At 65.7% G+C, this 14,631-nt stretch carries 12 protein-coding genes and 1 pseudogene; 9 read left to right on the top strand and 4 right to left on the bottom strand.

Annotated elements, in window-relative coordinates; translation table 11 throughout:
- Nucleotides 1–96 precede the first annotated feature (96 nt).
- The 4 genes and pseudogenes from ACQP1G_RS33725 to ACQP1G_RS33710 all read left to right on the top strand — a co-directional run bounded on the left by ACQP1G_RS33725 (nt 97) and on the right by ACQP1G_RS33710 (nt 4,085).
- Nucleotides 97–392, top strand: a pseudogene (locus tag ACQP1G_RS33725) (hypothetical protein).
- Between the two features lie 110 nt (nt 393–502).
- On the top strand, nt 503–1,906 hold the full coding sequence (locus ACQP1G_RS33720; RefSeq protein ID WP_433193726.1) for a DUF1254 domain-containing protein: 1,404 nt from the start codon (nt 503–505) through the stop codon (nt 1,904–1,906).
- Between the two features lie 12 nt (nt 1,907–1,918).
- Nucleotides 1,919–3,346, top strand: coding sequence for a DUF1254 domain-containing protein (locus tag ACQP1G_RS33715; RefSeq protein WP_433193725.1), 1,428 nt, complete (start codon nt 1,919–1,921; stop codon nt 3,344–3,346).
- Nucleotides 3,347–3,359: 13 nt separating this feature from the next.
- A complete protein-coding gene (locus ACQP1G_RS33710) occupies nt 3,360–4,085 on the top strand; it encodes a hypothetical protein (RefSeq protein WP_433193724.1) in 726 nt (241 codons plus the stop codon).
- Here ACQP1G_RS33710 and ACQP1G_RS33705 read toward each other — a convergent pair whose 3' ends face one another.
- The gene (locus tag ACQP1G_RS33705; protein ID WP_433193723.1) at nt 4,086–4,529 is read right to left on the bottom strand and encodes a group II truncated hemoglobin; all 444 of its coding nucleotides are present in this window, start codon (nt 4,527–4,529) and stop codon (nt 4,086–4,088) included.
- Nucleotides 4,530–4,807: 278 nt separating this feature from the next.
- Here ACQP1G_RS33705 and ACQP1G_RS33700 point away from each other — a divergent pair, with 278 nt between their 5' ends.
- Both ACQP1G_RS33700 and ACQP1G_RS33695 read left to right on the top strand, forming a co-directional pair.
- The gene (locus ACQP1G_RS33700) at nt 4,808–6,037 is read left to right on the top strand and encodes a cytochrome P450 (protein ID WP_433209063.1); all 1,230 of its coding nucleotides are present in this window, start codon (nt 4,808–4,810) and stop codon (nt 6,035–6,037) included.
- Between the two features lie 8 nt (nt 6,038–6,045).
- Nucleotides 6,046–6,771, top strand: a complete 726-nt coding sequence (locus ACQP1G_RS33695) for a TetR/AcrR family transcriptional regulator (RefSeq protein ID WP_433193722.1) — start codon at nt 6,046–6,048, stop codon at nt 6,769–6,771.
- Here the strand turns inward: ACQP1G_RS33695 and ACQP1G_RS33690 are convergent.
- The gene (locus ACQP1G_RS33690; protein ID WP_433193721.1) at nt 6,761–7,522 is read right to left on the bottom strand and encodes an SDR family oxidoreductase; all 762 of its coding nucleotides are present in this window, start codon (nt 7,520–7,522) and stop codon (nt 6,761–6,763) included. The two genes, ACQP1G_RS33695 and ACQP1G_RS33690, sit on opposite strands and share 11 nt — an antisense overlap.
- A gap of 278 nt (nt 7,523–7,800) precedes the next feature.
- The gene (locus ACQP1G_RS33685; RefSeq protein WP_433193720.1) at nt 7,801–9,783 is read right to left on the bottom strand and encodes a TerD family protein; all 1,983 of its coding nucleotides are present in this window, start codon (nt 9,781–9,783) and stop codon (nt 7,801–7,803) included.
- A 230-nt stretch (nt 9,784–10,013) separates the two neighbouring features.
- Between ACQP1G_RS33685 and ACQP1G_RS33680 the strand changes: the two genes are divergently transcribed.
- Nucleotides 10,014–10,502 (top strand): hypothetical protein, encoded by a 489-nt coding sequence (locus tag ACQP1G_RS33680; RefSeq protein ID WP_433193719.1) that lies wholly within the window; start codon nt 10,014–10,016, stop codon nt 10,500–10,502.
- A 182-nt stretch (nt 10,503–10,684) separates the two neighbouring features.
- Here ACQP1G_RS33680 and pabB read toward each other — a convergent pair whose 3' ends face one another.
- A complete protein-coding gene (pabB, locus tag ACQP1G_RS33675) occupies nt 10,685–12,772 on the bottom strand; it encodes an aminodeoxychorismate synthase component I (protein ID WP_433193718.1) in 2,088 nt (695 codons plus the stop codon).
- Between the two features lie 89 nt (nt 12,773–12,861).
- Here pabB and ACQP1G_RS33670 point away from each other — a divergent pair, with 89 nt between their 5' ends.
- Both ACQP1G_RS33670 and ACQP1G_RS33665 read left to right on the top strand, forming a co-directional pair.
- Entirely contained in the window at nt 12,862–13,917 is a 1,056-nt protein-coding gene (locus ACQP1G_RS33670; RefSeq protein ID WP_433193717.1) for a phosphotransferase family protein, read from the top strand.
- Nucleotides 13,918–14,011: 94 nt separating this feature from the next.
- Nucleotides 14,012–14,596, top strand: coding sequence for a DinB family protein (locus ACQP1G_RS33665; RefSeq protein WP_433193716.1), 585 nt, complete (start codon nt 14,012–14,014; stop codon nt 14,594–14,596).
- The last annotated feature ends 35 nt before the right edge of the window (nt 14,597–14,631 follow it).

Raw genomic sequence — 14,631 nt, 5'->3', positions numbered from 1 at the left:
CGGTTTCTCGGTGAACGCGCAGTCACGTCCTTCCGGCCTTGCCGGACCCGATGACGATGGGATGATGGAAAGGGCGTGATGGTCGAGGAGTAAGCGATGAACATCATTCTGATGTCGATCGGCGACGCCTCTGTGACGCTGGCGCAGATCCGGAATCCGCGCCGCAAGCCCCGCCCCTATCGGACAAACTGCTGCAGATGGTGCGCTATCCGACCTGGTTCGCCCTGCTGTCCGGAATAGTCGGCATCAGCTACGCGGGTGGTTGCTTCGCCTGGGAGAAATGGACCCGCGGTGCTTTGTAATCGCCGAAGATGGTGGCCGGAGCCATGATCGGCGGTGCCGTCGCAACCAGTGCGGGCACGATCATGAATTCGATTCTCGGCAGTGGCTGACCGCCGCACCGCACTGTAGCGCCGCCTGCCCGATTTATGGCAAATCTGTGGCTATACTCCGGCTGATCTCTCGAAGTTGTCCGACCTGATCGGGAAATAGGGAGAACGCCATGAGTGATGTGTCGCGGCGATCTTTGCTGCTGGCCGGTGCCGCAACGGGCGCGGGCCTGGTGGCGTGCGGCAAATCGACGAATTCCGAGGGCCCGGGGAGTTCCAGCAGTGTGCCACCCAGTGATACGCGCTCGGTCGCGACCGACGCCTATATCTTCGGCTATCCGCTGCTGCTGATCGATGTCACGCTGCAGTCGAATACCGCGGCCGTGCCCGCGAATCGGATCGCCGCCTTCGGCCCGTTCGATCCAAGGATGAACGCGGTGGTCATGCCGAATGTCGACACCCTTTATGCGACAGCCTGGCTCGATCTGGGCGCCGAACCAGTGGTGCTGCAGGTTCCGGAGATGGACGGCGACCGGTACTGGCTGATGCAGATCATGGACGCCTGGACCAACACGACCCACAATCCGAGCAGTGTGGCACCTCAGGTCAAAGGCGGGCAGAGCCCGCCGTTCAGCTATGTGATCACCGGCCCCGATTGGTCCGGCACGCTGCCGGATAACCTGACTCCGTTGGCGATGCCCACCGCAACCGCATGGTTGATCGGTCGCATCGAACTGCGCGATCAGGCCGATCTCACCGTCGCCGAGGGATTGCAGCATCAGGTGTTCGTGTCGCCGCTGAGCGCCTGGCAGCGCGGTGAAAGACCGACGCCGGCGATCGATCCGAATACCATCGCCCCGATGGCGGCACCGCAGCAGGTCGCTCGGATGGACGGACGTACCTTTTTCGACCGGCTCTGCGAACTGATGCGCACCAATCCGCCCGCCGCCGACGATGCCCCTGCGCTGCAACGCTTTTCGACGATCGGCATTCAGCCGGGCGGCTCGGTGGCGGATGTTTCGGTCGCTGACCTCGATGCCGCGGTGGCCGCGGGCCAACTGCACATCCCGGACTTCGCCAATCCCAAGGCCAAGCGTGTCAACGGTTGGGACTTGGCAACCAATCTGGGCGCTTACGGCACCGACTACCTGCTGCGTGCCTCCACCGCGTGGACTTCGCTCGGCGCAAATCTGCCCAGAGATGTCGTCTATCCAGAGATCAGTGCGAATGCGGGGGAGCAGGGAGCCCCGCGGCGGTACCGGTTGCGCTTCGCGCCGGGGCAGACACCGCCTGCCCGGGCGTTCTGGTCGCTGACGGCTTACACCGCGGAGCGTTTCCTGGTACCGAACGCGGCAGAGATCTACTCGGTCGGCCACCAGCGTCCCGTCGTGGCGTTGCCGGACGGTTCGGTGGAACTCGCCATCCAGGCCGAGGATCCGGGAGGTGAGGTGCCACATGGCAATTGGCTGCCGATTCCGGAATCAGGGACATTCCGGCTCGCGCTGCGCCTCTATGTACCCGAGGGCCGGGTGCTCGACGGCAGCTGGCAACCGCCGAGTTTGACCCGAGTCGGATGAGCGAGGAGATCGATGAATAGCCACCGTGCCATCCGCACCCAGCCGTTGGTCTCGCGCCGGACGGTCATCGGGCTCGCCGCCGCCGGCATCGGACTGGCCGCCTGTGGGAAGTCGGGCAACACATCCGAGTCGACATCGCCGGCCACCTCCGACGGTGTCGAGGCCATCGCCAAGGACGCGTACATCTTCGGCTATCCATTGGTGTTGATGGACGCCACGCGGGTTGCGGCCGAAACGATTGCACCGGCCAACACCTTCATGCATTCCGTAGCGCTGCCGACGCCGGAGCGCCGTGAAGTGGTGCGAGATAACCTCGATACCCTGTATTCGACCGCGTGGCTGGATGTTTCGGCCGATCCGATCGTATTGCAGGTGCCCGCAATGGATCCGGGCCGCTACTGGCTGATGCAGATGCTCGATGCCTGGACCAATACCGTGCACAACCCGAGTAGTATTCGGCCGCAGGTGAACTCGGGCGGCCCGCCTTTTACCTACATCGTTACCGGTCCGAAGTGGTCGGGTACGGTGCCCGATGGTATGACCCGGCTGTCGGTACCGACACCGACCGTGTGGTTGATCGGGCGGATCCAGGTCAACGGTGCCGATGACATTCCGGCCGTGACGGCGCTACAGCAACAGCTGAAAATGGTGCCGCTCGGTGCATGGGCCAAGAGCAAGGACGCGCCGTCGCCGTCGGCCCAGGCGCCAACGGGCGCTTCCGAGGTCGCACCGCCGAAGCAGGTGCTCGATATGGACGCGGCGACATTCTTCACCAGGATGTGTGCGGTCATGGCGGTGAATCCGCCGCCTCCCGAGGACGAACCGGCCATGAAACGCTTCGCCGCCATCGGGATTCGACCGAGCGGCAGTGTCCACGGCGTCTCGACCGAGCAGCAGGCCGCGGCGGCCGATGCGGCGAAGAAGGAGATTGCGACCTACACCGACCCGAAGACGCTGAACGAGAACGGGTGGCGCCATAATCCGGAGGTCGGCACCTACGGCATCAACTATCCGCTGCGGGCCAATGTCGCGTGGTTCGGCCTGGGCATCAACCTGGCGCAGGATGCGATCTACCCGAGCATATTCGGCAATGCCGACCGCAACGGTGTGCCCGCCAAATTCCGGCTGCATTTCCCACCGGGACAACTCCCACCGGTCGACGCGTTCTGGTCGCTGACCGCCTATGACGCCGACAGCTACCTGGTATCGAATCCGGCGAATATCTACGCGATCGGACATCAGGTTCCGGTGGTGGCCGATTCGGACGGTTCGGTCGATCTGGCGGTGCAGAACGAGGATCCGGGTGCGAGCGTGCCAACGGGCAACTGGCTGCCCATTCCGGCATCGGGCCACTTCTCGCTCACCATGCGGCTGTATGCGCCGAAAGATGTTGCCATCGACGGGCGTTGGCGGCCGCCCGTGCTGACGGTAGCGCCGTAGGCGGCGGGATACCATGGGCCGCTTGGCTTTCCCGATTTCGGTCGCCGCCGCGGCGGTGCTGGTGTTTGCCGCGCCGGGTGCTGCGGCGGATGCGATCGATGACGCGGCTTGGGATGTGCCGTCGCGTACCTCGTTCTCGTTCCGTTCGGTGATTCCCGGTATCGAGTGGGGCACCGCGAATGAACGCGAGATGCGCACGGGGTTGTCGCTGGTCAAGCTCTATATGGTCGACTACGCGCTGCGCCGCGGCGATGGTAGCGCGGCGGATCTGGCCTTGGCCGAGCGGATGATCCGCTATTCCGACGACTCCGCGGCCGATGCGATGGCAGCCAAGTATCCACACGCGATCGACGCCATCGCCGCGGAGTACCGCCTGCCCAGCACCAAAGCGGGTGCGGCCTGGGGCATGTCGTACACCAGCACCGCCGACGTCGCCAGCTTCCTGGCGACCAAACAGCTCACCGATCCCGGCTCACCGATCTTCGGGTGGATGTCCGCGGCGGGCGACCGGGCGGCCGACGGCACCTCCCAGGACTGGGGGACCGCACGGCTGCCGGGGGTCGAGGGCACCAAATGGGGCTGGTCCGATAGCGGGCCGCTCGAGGTGGCATCGGCGTCGTACGGAGCGGGTTTCGCCGTCGCGGCGCATACCCGCGGCACACCCGAGGATCAGACGGCCGATCTCGATGCGGTAATGCCGCGGCTGGTGCTGGACCTGGTCATGCGCCTGACCGGGTAGTCAGTCCTGGCCATCCCAGGTCCAGTGTGGCACCGCGCGGATCGGGTGCAGCTCGTCATCGGATTTGGCATGCGAATTCTGTTGTGCCACATGCGCGCCGAATTCGGCGTGTTCGCGCACCGCATCGCGGAAGGCCGGATCGTCGAGCAGGCCGGCCTCCTCGAACGCTTCCAGATACAGCTGGGCGAATCGCTCGCGCTGTTCGTCGGTGATCTCGAGGCCGCGGTGCACGGCGATGATGTAGTCGAAGCCGAGGTCGCGGGTGAAACGGTCCGGTCCGCCGAAGGATTCGGCGGTGAACCAGGTGAGGTGGTCGACGTGGGTCGGGCGGCGCTCGGTGAACTGGGTTTTCAGCACCGGATCGGCGAGCACCTTGTCGTAGAAGGCTGCTTCGATGCGATGCAATGGCTCATCGCCACCGGCGTGCTCGTACAGGCTGGGCATGGGGAAGACCTCCGAACAGGGAGTCGAACCTGGCGAGTCCCATTACAGGCGGTCCGCGGTGCCACGTCCACCGTTTCGCGCTAAGCGATCACGGCAGAAATTATAGCGGATTGCTATTTATATGTGGCGCTAATGGGTGGCAACCGCCATTCAGTTAACAGGTTTTACTAAACACTGTTCACGGACCCCGGTTGTGTGGTTTTATCTCGTTGAACCTGTTCCACACAACGTTGTGAGGTCTGCAGCCCAAGTCAGACCGGTAGGAGATAGCCGTGACCGTGACCACGCCAGCGATTCCCGCAGGATTCGACTTCACCGATCCCGACCTGCTCGCCACCCGCCTGCCCATCCAAGAATTCGCCGAGTTGCGCCGGACCGCGCCGGTCTGGTGGTGCGCACAGTCCGGACGGGCCAGCGGCTTCGACGACGGCGGGTACTGGGTCGTCTCCAAGCTCGAACACATCAAGGAGATCTCGAAGAATCCGGAGGTGTTCTCCTCGCACGAGAACACCGCGATCATCCGGTTCAACGAGGAAACCACCCGCGAGCAGATCGACATGCTCGGCAATATGCTGATGCTGAACCAGGATCCGCCGCAGCACACCAAAACCCGCCGCATCATCTCCAAGGGCTTCACCCCGCGCGCGGTGGAGAGCCTGCGCGCGGCACTCACCGAACGCGCGGCCCGAATCGTGCACGAGGCCAAGCGGACCGGCCGCGGCGACTTCGTCGAACAGGTCGCCTGCGAACTGCCGCTACAGGCCATCGCCGAGCTCATCGGCGTCCCGCAGGACGACCGCAAGAAGCTCTTCGACTGGACCAACCAGATGATCTCCTATGACGATCCGGAATTCGACGGCAACCACCACGCCGCGACCGCCGAGGTCATGGGTTACGCCTGGAATATGGCCGAGGAGCGGCGCTCCTGCCCGGCCGACGATATCGTCACCCAGCTGATCAACGCCGATATCAACGGTGAGAACCTGGGGTCGGACGAATTCGCGTTCTTCGTGATCCTGCTGTCCGTCGCGGGCAACGAGACCACCCGCAACTCGATCACCCACGGTATGAAGGCCTTCGTCGACAATCCGGAGCAGTGGGAGCTCTACAAGGAGCAGCGCCCGCGCACCGCGCCCGACGAGATCGTGCGCTGGGCCACCCCGGTGACCGCCTTCCAGCGCACCACTACCCAGGACACCGAAATCGGCGGCCAGGAGATCAAGAAGGGGCAGCGGGTCGGCCTGTTCTACAGCTCGGCCAATTTCGACGAGGACGGTTTCGAGGACCCGTTCACCTTCAATGTGCTGCGCAACCCCAACCCGCACGTCGGATTCGGCGGTACCGGCACGCACTACTGCGTCGGCGCCAACCTGGCCAGGCTGCAGATCGATCTGATGTTCAACGCCATCGCCGATGTCATGCCGAATCTGCGGCAGGTCTCCGATCCGGTGCGGCTGCGCTCGGGTTGGTTGAACGGCATCAAGCGCTGGGAGGTCGAATACGCTTGAATCCCCTTATGAACAGCTCGAGGCCGCGGGGGCGGGCGCCGGTGGTATCGGATGCGGATATTCGCCGGGTGGCCCGCGCATTGCTGGTCGAACATGGTCCCGACGCGGTCACGCTGCGGGCCATCGCGCGCGAGCTCGGCATCACCGCGCCCGCGCTGTACCGGTACTACAACTCCCACGAGGACCTGCTGGAGAGCCTGCGTCTGGAGTTCTGTGCGGACCTCGCCGCCGAGCTGTCCGAGCAGATCGCGACGCTGCCCGATGACGGTGCGGTGCAATTCTTCGCCATCTGCAAGGGTTTCCGGCGCTGGGCGCTGGCGCACACCAGGGAATTCACCCTGGTGTTCGCCTCGCCCGGTGCGGGCCGCGCGCGAATGCTGCGGCGATTCGACGAACCGTTCGGGCGGATCTTCCTGGCCGCCACCGGTCGGCTGCTGGCTACCTATGATGTCGTGACGCCGCCGACCGATGTGATTCCGGCGGAGCTGCGCGATGATCTGGTGCTGTTCCAAACCGAGCTGCTGGCGGCGCTTTCGGAGTCCGGACAGAAATTTCCGGCCGAAAAACTCGATCTCGGGGTGACATATCTGATGATCCAGATCTGGGCCCGGCTCTACGGGCATGTCACGCTCGAGGTGTTCGGGAATTATCCGATCCCGCTGTCGAAGCCGGAGATTCTGTTCGATGCGATGCTGGCGGATCTGGGGCGGACCGCCGGATTGATCAGCGAGTGAGCCGGGACAGCCATTCGGCGTAGCCGATGCCGATCGCCTCGCCGTGCCCGTCCAGGCAGAGGGCGCCGGAACGCAGCGCCCGCCCGATGCGGCCCGGGATGGGTACCGGCAGCGGAAACAGCTTGCGGCCGGTGTGCTTTCGATAGATATCGGCCAGTTCGGTGATGGTGTGCACGGACGGCCCGGCGATATCGGGGATGCGTCCGGCCGGTCCATTGTCCACCGCGTCGGCCAGCCGAGTGGCGACGGCGGTCACATCGATGGGCTGTACCTTCGCCGATGTGTGCGGGGCGATCCGCCATCGTGCTGGCAGTGCGAGCATTTCGGTGACGAGTTCGTGGAATTGGCTGGCGCGCAACAGCGTCCACGGAATCTCACCGGTGGTGACCACCTGCTCCTGGGCCACTTTCGCCTTGTAGTAGGCGATGGGCACCAGATCGCAACCGACGATGGAGATTTCGACGTGGTGGCCGATGCCGGCCTGCCGCTCGGCCTCGAGTAGCCGACGCACTCCGTCCACCATCACCGACCGGGTCCGGCTACGGGCGCTCACCGCGTCGACGACGGTATCGCACCCGTCCACTGCGGATTCCAGTCCGGATCCGGTGGCGAGATCGGCGGCCCGGTGCTCGGTTACTCGATCTGCGGGAGCGGTCCGGCTCACCACCCGAACCTCATGTCCGCGGGCGCTGAGCTCCCGTACCACTGCGGTCCCGAGCACCCCGGTTCCGCCGACTACCGCAACCCGCATGATCCCACTCCCTCCAAACGGCCCTGTTCGGTATATCGCACGCTACGGCGACACGGTACGCGGCTCAACGTGCTTCATCGCATATGCCTGATTCGCCACACCGGTGTTCCGATGCACGGACGCGTGCGGTATCGGACACGTGACCGGCTGACGATGACCAGGGCGGGAACCTCGTGCAGGTGCGCGGCGAGGTGCTGGCCCGAGGCCAGATCGCCGAGCTGGTCCGGGCGGGTGGGTGGGGTCGAATCCGTCCGGTTGATCCGGGCGCGATGGCGCAATCAGATCCGCGCGCCTTTGGCACGGTTACAGGCGCGGCAGAGGATCTGCAGGTTGGTCGCGCTCGTCGCGCCGCCGCGGCTGAGCGGGATGATGTGGTCGAATTCGAGGTAGTGGCCGTCGCCGCATTCGACGCATTTGCCGCCGTCACGCTGCCACACTTCGGCCTTGACCTCCTGGGGGATGCTGCGAGTGTCGCGCTGTCCCGGGGTGAGGATCAGGCGTTTGGCGACCCGCAGCGCGCCTTCCAGGGCGGCCGCGACGTAATCCGGATCGTCGACATCGAAAGTGGCGCCGCCGCGCGCCGAGGTCGCCGCGATAACCACTGTGCGCTGTTCGACCCGCACCGAAACCACCCGGTTCCACGGCAGTTCGGTACCGATGTCGGTGCCGACGAAGCGTAATTTCTTATTGCTGGCGATCAGCCTGCCGTCGGTGAGCTTGGGGCCCCTGGCGAGCTGGCGGACGTGCACCGCGGGCAGATCGAGATGCACCTTCTCCTCCGGATCCAGGTGCAGGCCGGGTGTGCGGACCACCGGCAGATCGCCGCCGCGCAGCCGGGACAGGGTGCGGCCGCGATACATCCGCCTGCGCAGATCCTCGACCAGCGGCCCGCTGAGCGCCAACTCCTCGATCGCGTACTCGAACGCCTCGAATTCGGCCTGCTCGATCTCCCCATCCGCGAAGGCGAAGGTGACCGACCGCTCCACATAACTGAGTGCGACATCCCGCAACGCCGCCCGCCCCAACTGCTCATCAATCCGCTGATACCGCAGCGACGCCCACAGCCCCGCCCACTCTGCCCCTCGCGGCCCGAATCCGGTGAGCACCCGCCAAGCCTGGGTATGCCAGTGCGTCAGAAACTCCTCGATCTCACGCTCGCAGCGCTCACAGGGCGCAAGCCCGCCGAACAGCTTGCGCCGTCGAGGATTTCCACACCGCTCACAGCCGCGCGGTCCGGCTTGCGGTCGCGCGCGCGTGGCGCTCGTCCATTCGGCGCCATCCCACCAACGCATCCGCGCAGGATCCTCGGGATCCGAATGCCATTGCGCGCGTTCGGGATTCGGCGGTGGCGGCACGGGCGGTTCGACTTCGTGCCGCCTGCGATCGAGGTCGACCAGTCTGCTCGGCCGCGACCAGTCTGCTCGATCGCGAGGCTCGGTGTATTGCTCGGCCTGGTCGTTACCGACTTCGGCGGGCGCCTGCGGTCGGGTAGGTAGGTGGTCGTCAGGGGATTCGGTCGGCCGCAACGGTTGTTCCGCTCGGTCGATGCGGGTGGGTCGGGCCGGAGACGGGTCGCCCTCGTCCCAGGGCACGACGGGGTGACCTTGCCGCGGCTGGGCCGCGCCGAACGATCCGGCCGGTGCTGTGCGGGCCGATCCGGCCGCCGAAACGCGTTGCCGCGCCGAGGAAGTGGATGGTTGCAAGGGTGGCCGGGCGGGCGGGTCGGGTTGGGGTGTGCGCTCGGGTGTTCGCTCGGCGGGATCGCCGACGGTGACGCCGAATTCGGTGACGAGTCCGGCGAGCCCGCTGGCCCAGCCCTGCCCGATCGCGCGGAAGCGCCACTGGCCGTCGCGGCGGTAGAACTCGCCGAACATCATCGCGGCCACCGCATCGGTATCGGCGATGTCGAACCGGGCGATCGGTCCGTTGGCGGCTTCGATCGTGAGGGTCAGACCCGCGATATCGCCGAAGGTTCCGTCGTCGACCGATCCGGCGACGACGATCCGTGCCACATCCGCCTCGGTGCGCGGTAGCGATACGCTCAATCGCGCGGTACCCGGCGCGGGCTCCTGATCGAGCGTCACCGCCTGCGACATATGCCGGGGTGCGTTGAAGAACACCAGATCCCGATCGGTGCGCACCGCACCCGCATCCGCCAGCAATAGCGCATGCGCATCCACCGCATGCTCCGACCGCCATGAAATGACCACGGCAAGAAGGGAAGTCGGTACCGGCGCATTGGCCCCTTTGCTCAGTTTCATCGTGCTCGAACTATGCCACGAAGGTCCGACACGCCGAATCGGCCGGTGGTCCGGTTCGGCGATGCGAGCGAATGCGTCACGCAGTTCACGCGGCCGGACGGGGCTGCGGCGGTCGGCAGTGCGGGTGCGTTCGGTCGGCAGGTGTGTGCTGGTGGCGCGCGGTCGGCGACACAAACCGGTCGGTTGGGGATATCCGGTCGCCAGCACGCGGGGTGCGGCAGAGTGGAGGCATGACTACCCCGAAGGGAGCGGGCCGGAAGGGTTCGACTCCGAAAGCGTCGGGTGGACGGGTGCCGAGTCCCGGCGACATCTTGGCGGCCGCGCAGTCGGCGGTGGAGGCCGCGCAATCGGCGGCGAGTCAAGCATTGGACGCCGCGCAGCTGACGGCCGGTCAGGCCTTCGACGTGGCGGTGCGGCTGCCACCGGCCTCGGCGCACTTGGCGGCCCAACTGCCGGATCTGATCGAAAGCCTCTCGACCGCCATCGACCGGCTCAACTCCACCATCGACCGCCTCGACCGCACCCTGGCGCTGGCCGACCCGGCCTTGGCCGCCTACGACCGATTGCTGCCGCGCCTGGAGGCGATGATCGGCCTCGGCGAAGATGTCTTCGCCGCGCTTGCCAAGCTTCCCGGCGTCTCCCTGCTGGGCCGCTTCACCGGCAGAACGCACGAGCCGCCAGCCGCCCCCGAACCCCCGAAACGCGGCCGTCGCAAATAACCGCCGCGCCTTCTCGGGGGTTCTGCGGGCCGCAGCCGGTCGCAAAGCCCGAGAAGGTGTGCGGATTCGAGTCGGACCATGGCCGCGTGAGTGCTCAGCGGGTGGCCCGTGGGTGTTCAGCGGGTGGCCGCGTGGGTGTTCAGCGAGTGGCGGCTCGAGTGCCCAAGTGGCGGCTCGAGTGTTCAGCGGGTGGCGGCGCGGTAGGTGGCGGCGGCCTTGAGCAGGGTTTCGTGATACTCGTCCTCGGGATCCGAATCGAGGACGATGGCGCCGCCGGCGCCGATGCGCCAGCGTCCGTCGTGGCGCACGGCGGTGCGGATGACGATATTGAGGTCGGCGGTGCCAGCCAGCCCGAGGAAGCCGATGGTGCCCGAATAGATCCCGCGCGCTTCGGTTTCCAGCTCGTCGATGATCTCCATGGTCCGCAGTTTGGGCGCCCCGGTCATCGAGCCGCCGGGAAAACATGCACGCAGACAATCGATGACATCGACATTCGGCCGCAGTGTGCCGCGCACGGTCGAAACCAATTGGTGCATCGTCGTATATGTCTCGGTGGCCATCAATTTCGGCACGTGCACACTGCCGATCTGGCAGACCCGGCCGAGGTCATTGCGCAGCAGGTCGACGATCATCAGGTTCTCGGCCCTGGTCTTCGGGCTGTCGGCCAGCTCGCGGCGCAGCCGCTCGTCCTCGACGGCGGTGGTCCCGCGCGGCGCGGTGCCTTTGATCGGCTTACTTTCCACGGTGCGTGCGCGGTCGACCTTGAGGAAGCGTTCCGGTGAGGAGCAGGCGATTTCGAGATCGTCGAAGCGCAGATACGCCGCGTACGGGGCGGGATTGCAGCGGCGCAGGGTGCGGTAGAAGTCCAGGCCGTCGGATTCGGCGGCCGCCATGGACGCGCTGTCGGTAATGCAGATTTCGTAGGACTCGCCCGCGTGCAGCCGCTCCTGACAGACCGCGATATCGGCGAGATACCGCTCCCGCCCCCGGGTGAAAAGCGGTGCGATGGCGGCAGTATCGGAGAACACCTCCAGTGTCGGCGGATTCGCCCACGTCGGCAGGAATTCCAGGATCTCGCGGGTATCGCGCAACCAATCCGCGCCCGCCCGAAGGGCTTCCGGCGTCGGATCGGTGAGTGCGAGCAAATGGGTCCGCCCGCCGACATGGTCGACGACGACGATCCGGTCGGCGAAGATCCACTGCGCATCCGGCGTCGCTGCGCGATGCGCGGCATTCGCCCCGCAATCGGCCTTCACCTCATAACCCAGGTACCCGACATATCCGCACGCGAAATCGAAAGGGAGTTCCGGTAGTTCGGTGTGCCGCAGATGCAGCTGCCCGGCCAAATAGTCGAGAATTCCGCCGGGTACGGTTCGCCGATTCCCGTCCGAGGATTCGACCGTCACCACATCCTCGCCGACCCGATAGCGGATCACCTCGGCCAGCGGCCCGCTCGCATCACCTAGAAATGAAAACCGATCCAGCCCGGGTTCGACATGTTCGCTGTCGAGCCAGAATGCCGTGGGGGAGTTGCCATATAGCCGGATGAACGCGGCCTCGGTATCGATCGCCCGCTCGATCACCGAATGCCGCAACTGCCAGGAGCGCCGGGATTCCCGATACTCGTGTCTACCGCCCGTCAGCGGCTCCGCATGCTCGAAAGGCGCGATAATACTCGACCGAATACGCTGGCCCGCAGTAAGTTTCGCGAAATTGCCGAGCAATGCCGCGCCGTACTCGCTGGCAATCGACTCGGGATGGAACTGCACCCCCCACTGCGGTCTGCTCCGATGCCGCACGCCCATGATCACCCCATCGGCCGCGACGGCGGTGATCTCGAGACTGTCCGGCAGCGGCCGCTGTGCGGAGAGTGAGTGGTACCGCACCGCGGTGAAACCTTCGGGGAGGCCGGCGAACAGGTCGTTGCCGTCGTGCTCGATGTGATCGAGATACCCGTGCCGTGCGGTGGGCGCGGTCGTCACGATGCCGCCCTCCGCGATGACAAGTGCCTGATGTCCGAGACAGACGCCGAGCAAAGGCAGTTCGGTCTCGCGGATCACCGCCGTCGAGATACCGATATCCCGGGTGACATCCGGGCGGCCCGGACCAGGGGAGATGACGACGTTGTCGAAGCGCTCCAGCCGCAGCCGCCCGATATCGTCGACCTCGTCATTGCGCACGACCGTGGGTTCTTCCCCGTTCACCTCGCTGATCAGCTGATACAGGTTGTAGGTGAACGAGTCGTAATTGTCGATCAAGAGCGTGCGCATCGTGCTCCGAACCCTACGCCGCGCCGGTCGTGGCAAACTGTTGTCATCTGCCTTCAGTTTGGCGGACCGTGTGGTGCACAATGTGGGGCATGTCTGTTGCGCAACCGGTCGATGTGGATCGAGACCTGGTCGACTTCGCGGTCGTCGGTAAATGGATGGATGAGCAGGGTCTGCCAGTCGGTGAATTCGACAATGTGACCTCGCTCGGCGGTGGCACGCAGAACATCATGCTGCGCTTCGCCCGCGGTGGCCGCGACTATGTGTTGCGCCGCGGCCCGCGGCATCTGCGTGCCAAGAGCAATGACGTCATCCGCCGCGAGGCCAGACTGCTCGGCGCGCTCGACGGCACCGGGGTGCGCGCCCCGAAGGTGATCGCCGCCTGCCCGGACGAATCGGTGCTCGGCGCGGTCTTCTACCTGATGGAGCCCATAACCGGGTTCAACCCGCAGAACGAGTTGCCGCAACTGCATGCGGGCGATCCGGAGATCCGGCGGCAGATGGGACTGTCCGCGGTGGAGGCCATCGCCCGTCTCGGCGCACTCGACTATCAGGCGCTCGGCCTGCAGGACTACGGCAAGCCGGAGGGCTTCCTGGAACGTCAGGTGCCGCGCTGGCTCGGCGAACTCGAGTCGTATTCGGCCAACGACGGTTATCCGGGCCCGGAAATTCCCGGTGTGCGGCAGGTCGGGGAGTGGCTGGATCGGAATCGGCCCGCGCAATGGACCCCCGGCATCCTGCACGGGGACTGCCACCTGGCCAACATGATGTTCTCCTACGACGGTCCGGAAGTGGCCGCGATGGTGGACTGGGAGATGTCGACCATCGGCGATCCGCTGCTCGACCTGGGCTGGCAGATCGCGACCCGACCGGAACCCGGCACCACCGGTGCGGCGCTGATCGGCAAGCTCGGCGCCGTCGGCGGTCTGCCCACACCGGAGGAGATGATCGCGCACTACGGCAAGTTCTCCGACCGTGACCTGAGCAACGCCACGTGGTACACGGTGCTGGCCTGCTTCAAGTTGGGAATTGTGTTGGAGGGCACGCACGCTCGCGCATTCGCGGGGAAGGCGCCCAAGCAGGTCGGTGACTTCCTGCACGCCATCACGCTGGAGCTCTTCGAGCGGGCGCAGGGATTGATGGAGTGATCGGACCGGTTCGCCATGGTCACCTGTCGGGATCTTGTCGATGACTGGCTGAATATGTATCGCTGAATATATCCAGCCAATTTAGGGTTGTCGCATGGCAATCGTTCCTGACGTGAAGAACTGGACCTGGGTTCTCGAACGCTCCTGTCCCGAATGCGGATTCGACCCGGAGTCCACTACCTATGTGGCCGTGCCCGGGTTGGCCCGTCAATATGCGGGCCGCCTGTCGGCAACCCTCGCGCGGCCCGACGCCGCCGCGCGCCCGGACGGCTCGACCTGGTCGGCACTCGAATACGCCGCCCATGTCCGCGACGTCTGCCGCATCTTCACCTACCGCACGGCCATTGCGGCGCGCACCGACGCGGTGGATCCGCAGGTCCCCGGCTTCGATGCGAAGGGGCTCGGCGCCACCGAGACCGCCGACGGCATCCCGGTGTTCTCGAACTGGGATCAGGACGTGACGGCCATCGCCGATCGATACGACGAGCAGGATCCGGGCAAGGTCGCCACGGAACTCACCGACGCCGCCGAGGCGGTCGCGCGCGCCTTCGAATCGGTACCCAGCGCCCGCCTCGGCAATCAGGTGCGGCGCAGCGACGGCTCGGTCTTCACCGTCGAATCCCTGGCGGCCTACTTCATCCACGACGTAATCCACCATGTGCATGACGTGCGCGGCTGAAGTCGGGCAATATCGGAACCGAGCGGGCGCGGGAC

The sequence above is a fragment of the Nocardia sp. CA-107356 genome, from assembly GCF_050946365.1.
Taxonomy (GTDB): domain Bacteria; phylum Actinomycetota; class Actinomycetes; order Mycobacteriales; family Mycobacteriaceae; genus Nocardia.
Note: the sequence above shows the minus strand (reverse complement) of the source record. Positions and strands in the feature narration are given on the sequence as shown.